Here is an 18,347-nt window from a genome sequence, read left to right as displayed (position 1 = left end):
CTTTTTTTTGTGCAATTTTGTAAAACTTTTTCCTGTAAAGGCAGGAATCTCATAAAACTTAGAATGAAATATCAAAAAAGACAAAAAGCCATCATTCTTCTAGCTGATGGTACTATTTTTTACGGTAAAGCGGTTGGTGGTAAACAAGGAACTTCATTTGGTGAAGTATGCTTTAATACAGGTATGACTGGTTATCAAGAAATTTTTACAGACCCTTCTTATTATGGGCAACTTATGGTGGCTACCAATGCACATATTGGTAATTATGGTGTTAATAATGATGAAGTTGAATCTGATTCTATTAAAATAGCAGGTTTAATTGTAAAAAACTTCAGTTATGAATATTCAAGAGATGCAGCTGATGGATCTTTAGAAGATTTTCTTGATAAGAATAACTTATTAGCCATATCAGATGTTGATACAAGAGCTTTAGTAAGTTATATTAGAGATCATGGAGCGATGAATGCTGTTATTTCAACTGAGGTTGGTAATATTGAAGGCTTGAAAAAGCAATTAGCAGAAGTACCTAATATGGAAGGTTTGGAGTTAGCTTCAAAAGTATCTACTAAAGAGCCTTATTATTTTGGTGATGAAAATGCTACTTACAAAGTGGCGGCTTTAGATATCGGAATTAAAAAAAATATATTAAGAAATATTGCTAGCAGAGATGCTTATATTAAAGTGTTTCCATATAACTCTAAATTTGAAGATTTAGAAGCTTTTAAACCAGATGGTTACTTTTTGTCTAACGGACCTGGAGACCCAGAACCTTTAGTAGAAGCACAAGAAGTTGCAAAAGAAATTATAAAAAGAGATTTACCATTGTTTGGTATTTGTTTAGGACATCAAGTAATTGCTCAAGCCAATGGTGTTTCAACTTATAAGATGCACAATGGGCATAGAGGTATAAATCATCCTGTGAAAAACTTGATTACAGGTAAAGGTGAAATTACATCTCAAAATCATGGTTTTGCTGTCAATAGAGAAGAAGCTGAATCTAATCCAGATTTAGAGATTACACATGTACATCTAAATGATAACACAGTTGCAGGTTTAGCAATGAAAAATAAGAATGTATTTTCTGTTCAATATCACCCTGAAGCTAGTCCAGGGCCTAACGATTCTATATATCTTTTCGATCAATTTATTGAAAATTTAAAGAAATAAAATTTATATAAACCTCAATAATAGATATCTATTTTGAGGTTTATTTTTACTAAAACGTTATAGATGTGTTTTCGTGAATTTCTTCAAAAACATCTAAAAACAAATAAGATTTAACCGTAAATTTGAAGTAATTAATAGATTAAAAACAAACCAATTATGAGTATAATAATTAATATACATGCAAGACAAATTCTAGATTCGAGAGGTAATCCAACTGTTGAAGTAGATGTAGTAACTGAAAACAATATTTTAGGAAGAGCTGCTGTTCCATCTGGAGCATCAACAGGAGAACATGAAGCAGTTGAGTTACGTGATGGTGGAAATACTTATATGGGTAAAGGTGTTTTAAAAGCTGTAGAAAATGTAAACTCAATAATTGCAGAAGAACTATTAGGAGTTTCAGTTTTTGAACAAAACCTTATTGATAAAATAATGATTGATTTAGATGGTACACCAAATAAATCAAAATTAGGAGCTAATGCTATTTTAGGAGTGTCTTTAGCAGTTGCAAAAGCTGCAGCAAATGAGTTGAATATGCCATTATATCGCTATGTAGGAGGTGTTTCTGCAAACACACTACCATTACCAATGATGAATATTATCAATGGAGGTTCTCATAGTGATGCGCCAATTGCATTTCAAGAGTTTATGATTATGCCTGTAAAAGCAAAAAACTTTACTCATGCAATGCAAATGGGAACTGAGATTTTTCATAACCTTAAAAAAGTATTACACGATAGAAATTTAAGTACAGCTGTAGGAGATGAGGGAGGTTTTGCTCCAAACCTAGAAGGCGGTACAGAAGATGCTTTAGATACAATTGCAAAAGCTGTTAGTAATGCAGGATATAAATTTGGTGATGAAGTTAAAATTGCTTTGGATTGTGCCTCTGCTGAGTTTTTTGTTGATGGTAAATATGATTATAAGAAATTTGAAGGCGATTCAGGTGTTGTAAGAACATCAAAAGAGCAAGCTGAGTATTTAGCTGAATTGGCATCAAAATATCCAATTATCTCAATTGAAGATGGTATGGATGAAAACGATTGGGAAGGTTGGAAATATCTAACGGAGTTAGTTGGAGAAAAAGTGCAATTAGTTGGTGATGATTTATTTGTAACTAACGTCGAGCGCTTATCTAGAGGAATAAATGAAGGTATTGCAAATTCTATCTTAATTAAAGTAAACCAAATTGGAACTTTAACTGAAACAATTGCAGCAGTAAATATGGCGCATAATGCAGGTTATACTTCAGTAATGTCTCACCGTTCTGGTGAAACCGAAGATAACACTATTGCTGATTTGGCTGTAGCATTAAATACAGGTCAAATAAAAACAGGTTCTGCTTCGCGTAGTGATCGTATGGCTAAATACAATCAATTACTTCGTATTGAAGAAGAACTAGGTGAAGTTGCTTATTTTCCTCAAGAAAATGCCTTCAAAATAAAGTAAGGATATATTTTATATTATTTAAAAAAGCGATTATTATTTTGAATAATCGCTTTTTTTTTGTCGTCAATTTTAATATTTCTTAATATAACGAAAACGTTATAGATTATCATAAAAAATAAAGAGATATTTCGTAATTTAGCAATCCTCACAAATAAAAATATTTACAAAAAAATATGTCAGATAAAGCTATTCTAGAAATAAACGGTGAAAAACATGAGTTCCCAATAATGAAGGGAACAGAAAATGAAGTTGCAATAGATATAAAAACATTAAGAGGCACAACTAAAGGAGTTATTACGTTAGATTCTGGCTATAAAAACACAGGGTCTTGTAAAAGTGCTATTACATTTTTAGATGGTGAGAAAGGAATTTTAAGATATAGAGGTTATACTATTGAGGAGTTGGCTGAAAAAGCAGATTTTTTAGAAGTTGCCTATTTATTAATTTTTGGAGATCTACCTAATAAAGAGGAATTAGATAAATTTCATTCAGATATAAAAAAACATTCAGTTGTTGATGATGATGTCAAGAAGATTATAGACGCTTTCCCAAAGTCTGCACACCCAATGGGAGTGTTGTCTTCTCTAACAAGTGCACTTACCGCATTTAATCCAGAATCAGTAAATGTTGATTCTGAAGAAGATATGTATAATGCTATTGTGCGTTTAATGGGTAAACTACCTATTTTGGTGGCGTGGTCTATGCGTAAGAAAAAAGGACTACCATTACATTATGGAGATTCTTCATTGGGATATGTAGAGAATCTTTTGAAAATGATGTTTAAACAACCAAATGAGGAAGTTTATGAACAGAATCCTATTTTAGTAGATGCTTTAGATAAATTATTGATTTTGCATGCAGACCATGAGCAAAACTGTTCAACATCAACAGTAAGAATTACAGGTTCTTCTCACGCAGGATTATTTGTGTCTATAGCTGCTGGAATTTCAGCTTTATGGGGGCCATTGCATGGTGGTGCAAACCAAGCAGTACTTGAAATGCTTGAAGCTATAAAAGAAGATGGAGGAGACACGAAAAAGTATATGGCAAAGGCCAAAGATAAAAGCGATCCTTTCCGTTTGATGGGATTTGGTCATAGAGTTTACAAAAACTTTGACCCTCGTGCTAAAATTATAAAAGTAGCTGCCGACGAAGTTTTAGGAGATTTAGGTGTTGAGGACCCAATATTAGATATAGCAAAAGGTTTAGAAAAAGAAGCTTTAGAAGATCAATATTTTGTTGATCGTAAATTATATCCTAATGTAGATTTCTATTCAGGAATTATTTATAGAGCAATGGGAATTCCAACGGAAATGTTTACTGTAATGTTTGCTTTGGGGCGTTTACCAGGTTGGATTGCACAATGGCGTGAAATGCGTTTAAATAAAGAGCCTATAGGTCGTCCAAGACAATTATATATAGGAGAGAATGAGAGATCTTTCAAGTCTATAGAAAAAAGATAGTTAAATATTTATTATAATATTAATAAGCTTCATGATTTTTTCATGAAGCTTTTCTTTTTTTTGTGCTTTATTTTTGAGAATAATGTAAAATGTCTCTAATTATCCTTAGTTTTGAAATGTAAATTTTAAGATATTATTTAATTAGAAAGATGATAAAATTAAATGTGCAAAATGAAACTTCCCGATTAAGGGCTGTTGTATTAGGAACCGCTGAAGATAATGGGTCAATTCCTAAAGTTGAAGATAGCTACGATCCAAAAAGTGTAGAGCATATAGTAGCAGGAACATATCCAACAGAAGAGGATATGGTTAGAGAATTAGATGCTGTTGCTAAGGTTTTCGAAAAATATAATGTAAAAGTTTACAGGCCAGAAGTAATAAAGGACTGTAATCAAATATTTGCTAGAGATATTGCTTTTGTAATTGATGATATTATAATAGAAGCTAATATTCTTCCTCATAGAGAAAAAGAGGTTCAGGCAATAGATTATATATGGAATCAGGTTGCTGAAAATAAGCGTGTTGTTTTGCCAGAAGCATGCCACGTTGAAGGCGGAGATGTTATGCCATGGAATGATTATATTTTCATGGGAACCTATACAGGAGATGATTACCCAGATTTGATTACGGCTAGAACTAATAAAGAAGCTGTTTTAGCGATTCAGGAATTATTCCCAAATAAGACTGTAAAATCTTTTGAACTTAGAAAGTCTAATACAAATGCAAAAGAGAACGCATTGCATTTAGATTGCTGTTTTAACCCTATAGGTAAAGGGAAAGCTATTATTCATAAAAATGGCTTTTTAATTGAAAAAGAATATGAATGGTTAGTCAATTTCTTTGGAAAAGAAAACGTTTTTGAAATCACAAAAGAAGAAATGTATCAAATGTGTAGCAATGTGTTTTCTATTTCTGAAGATGTCATTATTTCTGAGCAAAATTTCACCAGGTTAAATAACTGGTTAAGAGATCAAGGTTTTATTGTTGAAGAGGTTCCTTATGCTGAAATTGGTAAGCAAGAAGGCTTATTAAGGTGCACAACTATGCCTTTAATTAGAGACTAATTCTGTTTTAGACTGAATTATCTGAGTAATTTCTAATTCAAATAAATCTATTATAAATACATCTGCTGATGGTGTTTTTGAAAATTCGTCTTCGATATAACCACCTATTATATATAGTTTATCATTATAAAAATGAATTTTAGGAGCTTCTAATTTTAATTTGATATTATAAACATTTAATACTTTTGTTTTTGTATTGTAAGTCATGATTTTTGAATCCCCAAAAATATAAATTACATTTCCAGAATGTGTTAAAGAAGGTTTGGCTATTGCTTCAAATAAGTCAGTTTCTTTCTTCCAAGTTCCAGTTGTTATATTATAAGCTTCTATTTCTTTTAAAGCTTTACCGTTATAACCGCCAACAAGATAGATGGTATTGTCTATTAAAACGCCGTTTACTTCTTTAGGCTGTGTCATATTCTTTAGCTCATACCAATAACCAGAATCTATGTTATAAATATGAGACTTATTAGTAAAGGTTTTACTTCCGTTTTTCTTTTGAGATATAGAACCACCCATTACAATAATGTTGTTGTTGAAATTAAAAGAAGCAAAGTTTACAGCTTGATGCGGATTGGTTTTGTCTATAAAAATACTATCTGTTTTCAAGTTGTATACTTCAAGTGTTTCATCTAAATATTCTTTCTTATTATTTAAAGCTACTCTTTTGCCTCCTAAAACATACAAATTATCATCAATGTTATTTATATTATGATAAGCACGTTTTCTGAAATTTAAACTAGGTTTAGTCCATTCATCATTAGTTATGTTGTATACTTGTAAATCATCTTTATAGCCTATCCAAGTTGGATTTATTGTAATTCTTCTCATTAAATCAGAAAAGGATGCATCTGGTAAATCTCTAATTTGCACCATAGCCTTTTTTCCAGTGTCTTCAATATAAGATGCATCTCCACCAATCACATATATTTTATCATCTACTAAAACAGAGCCAAAAGAGTGGATACCTTTTTTTAAGCGAGACAGTTTTCGGAATGAAATTTCTTTTTTTAATTTTTTGTTTGAATGAATAGTTACTTTTTTAAGTTGCTCAGTTTTTTTAGAAAGGTTAATAATGAAGTTGTTTTTTTTAAGTTCTGGAAGTGTTAAGCTTTTTGAAAAATAACCAATTCTTGAGAATACTATGGAGTTAGAAATTTTATTATTGGAATCTGTTTTTAAACTAAAATTCCCTTTTCTATTAGTTGTTGCGCCTTTTGATAAGTTTTTAAAGTAAACAGATACATTTTCAACAGGAATTTTAGTTTCTGAATCTATAACTTTGCCCTTTATATTTTGCCCTAACAATAAATATGGTAATAAAAGAAGAATTAAAAAATATCTCATGCTTAAAATGATCCAATTATTTTATTTAAAGTTAAGATATTTCATTTTAAAAAGAAGTAGCTTTGTATTATAAATTAGTTAATAATGCAACAAACCACAAATACTATTTTAATGGTTCGTCCTGTAAATTTTAGGATGAACGAGCAAACAGCTGTTAATAATTACTATCAAGAACCTATTGATGGTGTTTTGCCTGAGACTATTAATGCAAAAGCTCAAAAAGAGTTTGATGCTTACGTTGATAAACTAAGGAGTATAGGCGTTGACGTAATTGTTGTTAGTGATAGAAAAGAATTTGACACACCTGATTCTATTTTCCCTAATAATTGGGTGTCGTTTCATTCAAATGGAGATGTTGGGCTTTATCCGATGTTTGCTGAAAATAGGCGATTAGAAAGGCGAGAAGATATTCTTGAGACTTTAGAAGAAAAGGGTTTTAAAATTAATAATATTGTTGATTATACCAGCGCAGAAGAAGAACATGTGTTTTTGGAAGGGACTGGTAGTGTTATATTAGATCGTGTAAATAGAAAAGCATATTGTGCGTTGTCTCCTAGAGCTGATGAAGATTTATTTATAGAGTTTTGTGAAGATTTTGAATATACTCCAGTAATTTTTACTTCAAATCAAACCGTTGATGGTGAACGAAAAGCCATTTATCATACCAACGTTATGATGTGTATTGGAGAAACCTTTGCTATAATTTGTTTGAGTAGTATTGATGATAAAAAAGAACGTAAAAATGTAATTAAACATCTAAAAGCGGATGGTAAAGACATTATTGATATCACAGAAAAACAAGTGAATAATTTTGCTGGAAATATGCTGCAAGTTAAAGGCGCTAATGATGAACGTTATTTAATTATGAGTCAAGCTGCTTTTGATTCTTTAACAAAGTCTCAAATAGAAATACTTGAAAAGCACACTAAAATATTGTCAAGCTCTTTAGATACTATTGAAACTTGCGGAGGTGGTAGTGCACGTTGCATGATGGCTGAGGTGTTTTTGCCTAAAAACTAATTTGGCAAATATGTTGCGTTAGGGATTACTCATTAATTTAAAAATAAAAATCAACGAATAAAGCCCGACCCTTATGGTAACGCCTAACAAAATATTAAAATTTTAAGAAGTAGGTCTAGATTTCGGCAATTGCACATAGAATGTGCTACCAATACCTTGGGTGCTTTCTACCCAAATTTTACCATTATTTAATTCTACTAATTCTTTACAAATAGAAAGCCCTAAACCTGTACCTTTTTCGTTATCGGTACCCATGGTTGTAAATGAGCTACTTTTGAATAATTTGCTAAGATTTTCTTTTGAAATACCAATGCCAGTATCTGCAATACTTATAATACAACTTCCGTTGCTGATATGGTTTGAAACCGTAATAGTATCTCCATTTTTACAAAACTTTAGTGCATTTGCAAGTAAGTTTTGTACAACAATTTCAAACATACTTCTGTCTGCGTAAGCAAAATCACGTAAGGAATGGTCAATTAAATCGATACCCTTATTTTCCATACGTTGCTCGATAAGTTTTACTTTACTTTCAAAAACCTCTTGAATATCAAACAGACTTGGTTTTGGCTCTAAAGATTGCATTTGGGATTTAGACCAGTTAAGTAAGTTGAAAAGTAATAACGAGGCATTATTAGCATTTTCACTTAATTCCGGAATTAAATTATCAAATTCCTCTCTTGATAAGGAGCCATCTTTTAATAAATCTATAAAGCCATTAATTGATGAAAGCGAATCTTTTAAATCGTGAGATACAATAGAGAATAACTTATCTTTTACATTGTTTACATTCTCAAGATGTTTGGTTTGTTCTGAGAATGCATCATTTTGTAACTCAATTTTAAGATTCTTTTCCTCAAGCTCCTGCATGTATTTAATATTGCTATTTCTTTTTAAGTAAACTAATACTAATAGCGCAGAAACTACAATAAGTGCCGCAAGTAAAGCGTATAATAGAAGTTTGTACTTGTCTAGTTTTTTATTCATTTCAGTTTTATCAACTGAAGAAATTGTATTTACTGGATTATTATCAATAGGTTGATTGATTACATTTGAATTTAAATCAACATCAGCTGGTTTTTCAGAATTAATAACAGGCTTAATTTCAGCTTTTTTAAGGCTATTGTTTAATTCGTAATATTCGCGTTGCCATACAAAAGCTCTATCAAAACGTCTTCTTGTAGAGTCTAAAGACTTCATGAGTTTGTAATGCTTGAGTAATTCTGTTTTATTATTTAAGTTTTTAGCAATGGTGCCAGCATCAAGTAGTTGTTTTTCGGCAGTTTTTAATCGACCTTGTTTAAGATTTAAATCTCCTAAATTATTTAAAGCTAGCAGTAAGCCAGCTTGATTATTTGTTCTAGTATTAATATTATAGCCTTGTATTAAATATCTTGTTGCTTTATCGAAATCGTTAAATTTTAAATATTCGGCACCTAATTTTGGGAATACATGTCCTCGAATAGAATCATTATCAGATTCACTACTTTCTATGACTTTTTCAAAATATTCTATAGCTTTTCTGTGCTCTTTTTTATTTGAATAAAGTTCTGCTAATTTACTATGTGATTCATTAATGCCTTTGGTGTCATTAAGCTTCATTTGAACATCTAGTGCTTTCAAATAAAATTCTATGGCTTTTTCATATAAATTTATGTTGTAGTAAGCTTTAGCCAAATTACTGTAAGCCAAATTTAACTCTTTAACTAGGTTTCTTTTTTCAAGCTCTTTTATGGCAGCTAAAGAAAACTGCAACCCTTTATTATAATTACCTCTTTTAATTTCTATTAAACCAATGCTATTATTAATCTTAGCAACGTTTAAAGTATCGTTTAAAGAATGGAATAGTGTTTTAGATTTGTTATAACCACTAATTGCATTTATATAATCATCTTTTTGCGCATAAATAAGAGATTTGTAATACGTAACTTCTGCAATACCTCTTTTGTAATTAAGATTATTGGAAAGTTTTTCACTTTTTAAAATATACTCTAAAGCTCTTTCATAATCATTTATGTTATAAAGTGCTTTAATAAGTTTAAGCGAAGTTTCTACTTTTAAGGAGTCTTGTTCTTGAAATGCTAATTCTAAGGCAAGTTTTTCTATGTCATCAGTTTGCGAGAAACTAATTGATATAGACAACATAAGTAATAAAGTAATTATTCTCCTCATTATAACATTTAAATTACATCTGTGAATAAAGTAACGTAAAGGGGTCTTAAATTTGAGGGAAAATAAGATTACTTTATTTAGCTGTAACTATTAGTTAGGGTTTATTTTTTCGTCCAAAATAATTGGATTAATAGCATTACCACGCAAAAGTTGAAAAAAGGTTATTTAAAATCTAATTTCTGCGTTTTAATACCAATAAATTAGATGAAAGGACGCCAAAAAAAAAGCCAAAAAATCGACGAATAGATAAACGGTAAAAATCATAGAAAAAGAGCACTTTTGTCGATGAAATGCATCTTGATTTTGATAAACTAATTGTGTTTTGTTTAAGTGTAAGAATTTGAGTTATTTACCTTTTAAGTTATTGCTAGAAATAACATGAAAAACTTTCTATATTTGCAAGCCTATAATATCATCTAAATGAGTCTTCAAGAAACCTTATCAAATTACGTAAAACAAGCTGTAAAAACTAACTTTAGTATTGCGTTAGAAAATGTTGAATTTCAAGCTACAAGAAAAGAGTTTGCTGGAGATATTACAGTGGTTATTTTTCCAATGCTTCGTTTTGTTAAAGGAAATCCGGTACAAATTGGAGAAACAATTGGGAATTATTTGGTTGAAAACGTAGCTGAAGTAAAAGCATTTAATGTTGTAAAAGGTTTTTTAAATATTGAAATTGATGATAGTTATTACATCAATTTCTTTAATTCTATAAAGGATAATAATAATTTTGGTTTTGTTTCGCAAAAGGCTAAAGATAAATCTATCATGGTTGAGTATTCTTCGCCAAATACCAATAAGCCTTTACATTTAGGGCATGTTAGAAATAACCTTTTAGGGTTTAGTGTTTCTGAAATTTTAAAGGCTTCAGGAAAAAAGGTTTATAAAACTCAAATTATAAATGACAGAGGAATTCATATTTGTAAAAGTATGTTGGCTTGGGAACGTTTTGGTAATGGTGAAACTCCAGAATCTACGGGTTTAAAAGGAGATAAATTGGTTGGTAATTATTATGTGAAATTCGACCAAGAGTATAAAAAAGAAATCCAAGATTTAATTTCAAAAGGAAGTTCTGAAGAAGATGCAAAAAAGAATGCACCACTTTTAATTGAAGCTCAAAACATGCTTTTAAATTGGGAAGCAGGAGATGATGAAACCGTAGCACTTTGGAAAAAAATGAATGGTTGGGTTTATGATGGATTTGCTGAAACTTACAAGAATTTAGGTGTTGATTTTGATACTTTATATTATGAAAGTAATACTTATTTATTAGGAAAAGAATTTGTTGCTGAAGGTTTAAAATCTGGCGTGTTTCAGAAAGAAGAAGATGGTTCAGTTTGGTGTGATTTAACTGAAGATGGACTGGATAAAAAAATCGTACAACGTGCCGATGGAACTGCGGTTTACATGACTCAAGATATTGGTACTGCAATACAACGTATAAAAGATTTTCCAGATGTAGGAGGTATGGTTTATACCGTTGGTAATGAGCAAGATTATCACTTTCAAGTACTTTTCTTAATTTTAAAAAAATTAGGTTTTGATTGGGCTAAAAATCTATATCATTTAAGTTACGGCATGGTAGACTTACCTAGTGGCAAAATGAAAAGTAGAGAAGGTACTGTTGTGGATGCAGATGATTTAATTGAAGATATGGCTGCAACTGCCGAAGAAATTTCAGAAGAACTTGGTAAACTAGACGGTTATTCAAAAGAAGAAAAAAAGGAGCTTTATAAAACCATTGGTTTAGGGGCATTAAAATATTACATTTTAAAAGTTGACCCTAAAAAACGTATTTTATTTGATCCTAAAGAGTCTATAGATTTTCAGGGTAATACAGGGCCTTTTATACAATATACGTATGCTAGAATTCAGTCCATTTTACGAAAAGCAGACTTGAATACAAGTTCTAATGTTAAGGAGCTACATCCAAAAGAGAAAGAGCTTATCAAACAAGTACAACTTTTCCCAGAAGTGGTTCAAAATGCTGCTGATAATCATAGTCCTGCTCTAATTGCTAATTATACCTACGATTTGGTTAAGGAATTCAATTCTTTTTATCAAAACGTATCCATTTTAGGCGCTGATAACGCCTCTGAGAAAGCATTTAGAGTGCAATTATCCCAAGTTGTTGCAAATACTATTAAAAATAGTTTTGGGTTGTTAGGAATTCAGGTTCCTGAGCGGATGTAGATTTTGACGAACGTTTAACATTTTGCGGATATAAAATCGTTTTAATTTTTCATATCCAAAGTCAAACGAAAATAATTGAAGATTTCAATAAATTCAAGTTTCAAGAAATCTCCTTAATATCATCTTTGTTTTCGTCTTCTTGTTTTTTATCAATCTGCTCAATCTTAAATTTTGGCATATTGTCTTTTCTGTAAAATGTAATAGGTACTGGTAGTATGGTGGCTAATCCAATCATAAATACCAAGGCTATAAGCCTTAATATTCTTTTTGTTGACTTCATAATATAGTAATATGTATAACATCAATAAAAATGATGTTAAGAAATTAAACATGTAGTGAAATTTGCTATAGGATAGCAAAAGAAATTACTATATGAAGTTGTTTTTATAGTTACTAGAGTTAATCTGAGCAATAAGATTTTGCTTTAAAAACTGATAATCTAAGAATAGAATTTTGACATTTTTTTGCGCTTTTAAAGCTATAGAAATATCAAATTGATGTTTTTTGAGAAGGTTACTGAAATTAAAAATAGTAAAATAGCTATATCCAACTATTTGAGAGGTGTGTGTTATTACTTGATACTGAGCTACAGAAGATTTGTTTGGTTTTTTAGTTGATACAAGCTCAATTTTTTGTTTTTCATAATGAGTTGAAACACTTGTAAAACCAGAAACAGACACTAAAGTTAGCATCAGTAAAATGAAAGCTGTAATATGTTTTATTTTAGTTTTTAAAACCATGTTGGGTTTCATTTTAAACCTTAATCATTTTGTGAATTTCTTTTCTTCCTCCTGCAACAATTTCAACGATGTATACACCACTAGATAAGTGCAATAAATTTAAGCTTAATTTTCCGTTTGTTATATTTCCCGAGTTATTTATAATTAAAACACCTGAGCTGTTGTAAATTCTATATTGAAGATTGCTAATATCTTCTATTCCTGAAATATTTATAGTGTCTCTAAATGGATTTGGATATACCAACCAATTTTTAACTTCTTCTGAAGTATTGTTTGAAAGTGCACTACCAAAACATTCGCTATCAAGTTTAAATTCTGCTTTAAGCAAATCATCTAATTTAAGATTAGAAAAGCTATCATTTAATGTGTGATTGAAAAAAGTAGCATCAATAATAGTATTATCTGCACCTAAAAAATTTTGTAATAAGGTTGCAAAAGTTTGTCTATAATCATGCTGAACAGTTTGTATTTGCCAGTTATTACTGTCTGTAGCTTCTGTTAAGTCTGGGTTTGTACCTGAAACACCACCTGAAACCGGTTTTCCAAAAACAAACATAGGTGCTATTTCTCCGTGGTCAGATCCAAAACTTCCATTTTCTCTAGCTTTTCTTCCAAATTCAGAAAAGGTAAGACCAACGATGTCATCAGCTATATTCTGACTGTCAATATCATTCATAAAAGCATCTATTGCTCCTGATAATTCAGTCAGTAAAACATGATGTCTTCCTAGAATATCACCAACACCTTGAACTTGCGCGTTGTGAGTATCGAATCCCGAAATACGAACCATATAAACTTTTGAGCCTAAATCTCCGCTAATTAAGCGTGCTACTGTTTTTAATTGGTCTGCTAAATCGGTATCTGGATACGTGACATCATTTTGCCCAGAGTTGAAGGCACTTGAGATTGATTCAGCATAGGTGTTTGATAATGAATCTGTATTATTAATAAATTCTAATTGCTTCCCATAATCGGAATTAGGAATATTCGTTGGTGGCGTGCCACCTAATCCATTCAAAATTGAATAAAAACCAGAAGGATCTTGCCCTGTAATATTTAGTGCTAATCCGTGTGCTTCTTCTGCATGAAAACCGAGTGAGGTTTTGTTCGATCCAATTTCTACTGCTAAAGGATAAGTTTCAACAACCAAATCAGCATAATAGAGTTCCATAAATCTACCAATCCAACCTGTGTCAGCACCATTAAGAAGGCTGTTTCCGTCATTTCCAGTTAAATACAGGTCAGTAGACTTAAAATGGCTTTTGTTTTGAGATGGATAACCTACAGATTGTAGAATACGTAACCAACCTTTATCATAAAGAGATTTAAAACCTGTTAATGTTGGGTGTAAACCTACTTGTTGATTATCTGGGAGTGTTGCATCTAAAGTAATATATTGATTAGCTCCAGAATTAGGAACTTTAATTGTGGGTCTTAAATTACTATATGTGTCATATTGATTTGTTGGAATAATGGTGTTTAATCCATCGTTTGCACCAGCTAAGTTTACTAGTACTAATTTTCTATTTGAAATATCAGGACACGCCATATAAGGCATAAATGCTTTTAAGGCTGCTTGTAATTCTATAGGTGTTAACCCAATAACAGAAGCAGAAGCTGAAAGTTTTATAAAGTTTCTTCTTTTCATGTTGTCCTTTACATTAATTGAAATTCTGCTGCGTTTACCATGGCAGTAACTAAAGCATTTAATCGTGTTTTAACTGATGTGTCATCATTATCATTTAAATATTGTACCCAAATATCTGTCCAGTAATAATCTGGGAAGCCTTCATCTACTAAAAATGTTTTGAAATAATTAATTCTATCAGAATCAATAGCTTCAGGATATAGTAAGTTGGCAACTTCTGTTATTAAAAGTATAGGGTTTTCAGGGTTAGCAAGTTTGTTTTTTGCAAAATTAATGGTGCCTAATTCAGCATAAATCCTTGCATTTGGAGTTATTGTATTTCGTCCAATAATAAGGCTCTCTATAAGTTTATATCTTCCAATTAAGGTATTAGAAGAAAACCAAATTCTATCAAAGCTTGGTTCTTGGTAGTAGGCTGGATAACCTGCTACAGAGTCTGGATTGTACAATTCCATACCTGCAGTTTTTGTATAGGTGTTGTGTACAAACCTTAAAAAGAAGTTTATGTAATATCTATATGTATCTGTTGTTGGATCAGGATAGTCTAACTCAAACATAGAGCATACTTCCGTTAATTGCTGAAACGGACTTTTTATAATGGCCCCTATGATATTATCAGTAGCATCACTATCATCAGCATCATAGAAATGTTCAGAAGAAAGTAATGTGGTTACTACTGGTAAAATCTCAAAATCGTTATCAATTAAAATTTGAGATAATGGTGTGATAATGTCTGTTTCAACAGTGGCATTCCATTCACTCTTTACAAAGTAACGATATAACTTTCTACAATAGGCTTTTGCCGTTTCCTGTTGTGCAAAAACCATATCTACAAAATCATGAAGTTCCCTGGTCATATCAATGGCATTTGTAGCAGCTGTTATAACTTGATTTCCAAAGGCAGCACTAAAAGTTTTATTGGTTTTATCATGCCTATTATAATTGTTATAACCACTGGGGATACCAGTATCAGGGTCAATATCACTTCTGTCTGCACGTCTTTTAAATCCTGAGAAGACTTTGGCTGCTTGTTGAATATCATGCTCAGTATAATTGGTGTAATTACCATCACCAATTTGTTCACCTTTTAAAATTGTAAAAAGCTCTAAATATTCACGGGCATAATTTTCATTTGGGTTGTTATCATTGTTTTGGGTATTGTCCAAATAGTCAAGCATACCATTATCCAAAGTGATTTTTTTGGCTAAAGTTTTAATGTTTCCTAAGGCATAGTAGTCTAAAAGTCTAATATGGTCGTAAAAATATGTGGCTGAACCAACTCCGGAATCTTTTCCAACTGTAAAGCATGTATGGAGAAAGAACGATAGCTTGTGTTTTAAACTTATTTGACTCATGGCATTATGCCACCACCAACCTACAATTATAGCTCGTTTTCTAGTTTGCCCATTAAATGAATTAGGGAGTTCAGTTGATGACGTCCAAAATCCATCTGGCGATGTTGTTGGAAGCGGATCATAAGGTTCTGATAATATATTTGCTGAGGCTGTTGTTAAACTATTTACAGCATCTGCAGCAGACATCCCAACAAAAACATCTAATTGTTCTTTAGTGAAATTAAAAGTAGCACGCCTTAATAAGTGCTTTGCCTTTCGTAAATCTAAAGGAGAACTAAGTGGGTTAAGTGATGCCATTAATTAATTTTTTGAAAATTTAGTTAAAATTTTAATTAGTTGTACAAAAAAATGGAATTATTCGTTGAAATTCAGATAGTTAAGTAGATGAAAAGATTTTTTTTAAAAATTGACCCTAAAACTAACATTAGGAGTTATGCCCAATGATTTGTTTTCTACTGTATTTATCTCGTTATTTTCGTCTAATGTATAGTAGGTATTGATAATGTTGTTTTTGTTAAGAAGATTCCAAATAGAAGCTCCTAAAGTTGCCTTTGCAGAATCTGAAATATTGAACGCATAAGTTGCAGAACAATCGACTCTAAGATACTCGTCTAAACGGTTGCTATTTGGAGATTGATAATCAATATTATTATCTATAGGGTCGTCATTAACATCAGGTTCGGTATTTGGTAACCCAGAGTGCCAATTTAAACCAGCAGCAAACTTAATGTTGTTATTGGTGTAAGTGCCAGCAAATGTTATAGCATGAGTAATATCAGCATTATTTGGGAAGGGATTACCATCATTTAAATTATCAAATGTGTATTGGTTTTTACTATATGAATAAGAAATCCAGCTGCTAATAACATCACTAAATTGTTTGTTAAGTAAAACATCAACACCTTTTATTTCATAACTACCAACCTCATTTCTAAATTGATATTGGTTTTGAAATCCTTGGCTTCGTGTGGTTATACCATCTACTTTTTTAATGTAGGTTTCAGCACTAATTAGCAACTTGTTTTTATTGAAATGAATACCCGTTGAAAACTGCTTACTCTTTGAAACAGGAATAGGATATATAATTTGGTTATCATTTCTTATAACCTCCTTATTGTTGTTTGAAAGTACCCAACGGCGTTTTTCAATACCCAAAAAATCGTTTTGTAAATCGATAATTTGTGATGTAGTTTGACTTTTAAACTCACCTAAAATTTCAAATCTAAAATGGTTTAAAAAGCGTTGAGAAAAACTTAATCGAGGTTCTGCAAAAAGCATATCAAATTTTTCAATATAGTTTAATCTACCTCCAAGTGTTAATTTAGTTTTTGCATTGTTTGATAAGAACTCTGTTTCTCCATATATGGCATTCGATCTTATAACATTCCTTACAAAACTTCTAAAATTAGGATTATTAACATCCTCTAAGTTGCTAATGCCAACTTCTGAAAACTGATAACCGCTATTAATTTTGAATAGATTATTAAACCTGTAGTTAATATCTAATTTAGCTGAAATATCATATACTTCATTGTTTTGAATTAATCGCTGATCATTAATCACATCAAAATTGGTAGCATCTAAATTATAATTAGAAATATAGGCTTGTGTTGTGGTTGAAAGCTTTTTATTCCAGTTTCTAATATACGTTACTCCAAAAGCTAAATTTTGTTGAGACAATTTGCTATTTAAAGCTTCGTCTCTATCGTTAATTGTAGATTGTTCGTCATAATTTAAGTTGTTATTCACATTCAAAAAATGAAATCTTACTTTGTCTTTTTTCGAAATATCATATAGAAACTTAGCAGCAATATCATAAAAATAAAACGTTTCATTTTGAGAAATTGAATTTCTGTTTTCTTTACCTTTCGAGAAATCAGAATCTTGAAAAACACGCTTAAAATACTGGTCGTAAGTTGAGGTGTTTATTAAGTCTGTTATTGAGCGTCTTGTAGATAATTGTAATTCAGTATTTCTAGATAATGGGACTTTAATGTAACCATCTGCATTAATTAAATTGAAACCTAAACCTGCATCAAATTCGTTGTCTATATCATCAGGTAAATGCATATCAATAATACTTGAAACACCATCACCATATTTGGCTCTTGTTCCATTTTTGTAAACATTAATGCGTTTTGTGGTGTAAGGATTAAAAGCAGAAATTAAACCGAAAAAGTGCCCCGATTGATACATTTTAATACCATCCCAAAGTAGCAGGTTTTGATCATGAGTACCACCACGAACGTTTATATTTGAAACCGTTTCATCAGTGCTTAAAACTCCCGGAATAGCTTGAATGGTTTGTAAAACATCTGCTTCAATAAGCCCAGGTAAAATACCAAAGGTCTTGGGTTTAATGGTTATAGAGCCATCATTTAGTTTTGTAATACCAGTAGTTAAATAATTAGTAACAATTATTTCCTCAAGATTTTGTACTCTGAAATCTGATTTCTTTTTTTTCTTAAATTTTATAACTACAAATCGATTGTCAAGTAATTCAAAATCAAGTTGTGTTTCTAAACGAAGGAATTCTAAGGCTTCATTTAAAGTAAGAGTTTCTTCTGGTAATATGGCTTCTTTATTTTTTATGATATCATCTACATAAGAAAAACTAATATCATAAGTTTCAGAAAGTACTTTTAAAACAGCAATAAGAGGTTGCTTTTCTTTTTGAATGGTTTGTGCTTTAAGGGAGGCAACATTCAAAAAAAATACAGATAAAATAA

Annotated in this window: 13 protein-coding genes; 6 read left to right on the top strand and 7 right to left on the bottom strand. The window is 30.9% G+C overall.

What is annotated here, in order from left to right; all coding sequences use genetic code 11:
• Window positions 1-63 precede the first annotated feature (63 nt).
• The 4 genes from carA (at window position 64) to DIS18_RS02115 (ending at window position 5,143) form a co-directional block, all read left to right on the top strand.
• The gene (gene carA / locus DIS18_RS02130) at window positions 64-1,167 is read left to right on the top strand and encodes a glutamine-hydrolyzing carbamoyl-phosphate synthase small subunit (protein WP_109351394.1); all 1,104 of its coding nucleotides are present in this window, start codon (window positions 64-66) and stop codon (window positions 1,165-1,167) included.
• A 156-nt stretch (window positions 1,168-1,323) separates the two neighbouring features.
• Window positions 1,324-2,616: a phosphopyruvate hydratase gene (gene eno / locus DIS18_RS02125; protein ID WP_109351393.1), complete on the top strand. Its 1,293-nt coding sequence runs from the start codon at window positions 1,324-1,326 to the stop codon at window positions 2,614-2,616.
• A gap of 173 nt (window positions 2,617-2,789) precedes the next feature.
• Window positions 2,790-4,079, top strand: coding sequence for a citrate synthase (locus DIS18_RS02120; RefSeq protein WP_109351392.1), 1,290 nt, complete (start codon window positions 2,790-2,792; stop codon window positions 4,077-4,079).
• 149 nt (window positions 4,080-4,228) lie between these two features.
• Complete coding sequence (locus DIS18_RS02115) at window positions 4,229-5,143, top strand: dimethylarginine dimethylaminohydrolase family protein (RefSeq protein ID WP_109351391.1); 915 nt, start codon at window positions 4,229-4,231, stop codon at window positions 5,141-5,143.
• Here DIS18_RS02115 and DIS18_RS02110 read toward each other — a convergent pair.
• A complete protein-coding gene (locus DIS18_RS02110; protein ID WP_109351390.1) occupies window positions 5,129-6,490 on the bottom strand; it encodes a Kelch repeat-containing protein in 1,362 nt (453 codons plus the stop codon). The two genes, DIS18_RS02115 and DIS18_RS02110, sit on opposite strands and share 15 nt — an antisense overlap.
• 84 nt (window positions 6,491-6,574) lie before the next feature.
• Between DIS18_RS02110 and ctlX the strand changes: the two genes are divergently transcribed.
• Window positions 6,575-7,510, top strand: coding sequence for a citrulline utilization hydrolase CtlX (gene ctlX, locus DIS18_RS02105; protein WP_109351389.1), 936 nt, complete (start codon window positions 6,575-6,577; stop codon window positions 7,508-7,510).
• A 102-nt stretch (window positions 7,511-7,612) separates the two neighbouring features.
• Here the strand turns inward: ctlX and DIS18_RS02100 are convergent, their stop codons facing one another.
• On the bottom strand, window positions 7,613-9,682 hold the full coding sequence (locus tag DIS18_RS02100; protein WP_245925559.1) for a tetratricopeptide repeat-containing sensor histidine kinase: 2,070 nt from the start codon (window positions 9,680-9,682) through the stop codon (window positions 7,613-7,615).
• A gap of 420 nt (window positions 9,683-10,102) precedes the next feature.
• Between DIS18_RS02100 and argS the strand changes: the two genes are divergently transcribed.
• Entirely contained in the window at window positions 10,103-11,875 is a 1,773-nt protein-coding gene (gene argS, locus DIS18_RS02095) for an arginine--tRNA ligase (RefSeq protein WP_109351388.1), read from the top strand.
• A gap of 100 nt (window positions 11,876-11,975) precedes the next feature.
• Here argS and DIS18_RS02090 read toward each other — a convergent pair whose 3' ends face one another.
• From DIS18_RS02090 to DIS18_RS02070, 5 genes are all read right to left on the bottom strand, one after another.
• Window positions 11,976-12,155 carry a hypothetical protein gene (locus DIS18_RS02090; protein WP_109351387.1) on the bottom strand — a complete coding sequence of 60 codons (180 nt, stop codon included), beginning with the start codon at window positions 12,153-12,155 and terminating at the stop codon, window positions 11,976-11,978.
• Between the two features lie 88 nt (window positions 12,156-12,243).
• Window positions 12,244-12,627, bottom strand: a complete 384-nt coding sequence (locus DIS18_RS02085) for a hypothetical protein (RefSeq protein WP_109351386.1) — start codon at window positions 12,625-12,627, stop codon at window positions 12,244-12,246.
• A 1-nt stretch (window position 12,628) separates the two neighbouring features.
• On the bottom strand, window positions 12,629-14,263 hold the full coding sequence (locus DIS18_RS02080) for a T9SS type A sorting domain-containing protein (protein ID WP_109351385.1): 1,635 nt from the start codon (window positions 14,261-14,263) through the stop codon (window positions 12,629-12,631).
• An 8-nt stretch (window positions 14,264-14,271) separates the two neighbouring features.
• Window positions 14,272-15,915 (bottom strand): DUF1800 family protein, encoded by a 1,644-nt coding sequence (locus DIS18_RS02075; protein ID WP_109351384.1) that lies wholly within the window; start codon window positions 15,913-15,915, stop codon window positions 14,272-14,274.
• A 102-nt stretch (window positions 15,916-16,017) separates the two neighbouring features.
• The gene (locus DIS18_RS02070; protein ID WP_109351383.1) at window positions 16,018-18,327 is read right to left on the bottom strand and encodes a TonB-dependent receptor plug domain-containing protein; all 2,310 of its coding nucleotides are present in this window, start codon (window positions 18,325-18,327) and stop codon (window positions 16,018-16,020) included.
• Between the last annotated feature and the right edge of the window lie 20 nt (window positions 18,328-18,347).

It is taken from the genome of Algibacter marinivivus (assembly GCF_003143755.1).
Taxonomy (GTDB): domain Bacteria; phylum Bacteroidota; class Bacteroidia; order Flavobacteriales; family Flavobacteriaceae; genus Algibacter_B; species Algibacter_B marinivivus.
The sequence above is the reverse complement of the archived record's forward strand: the minus strand, read 5'-3'. Positions and strand labels throughout refer to the sequence as shown.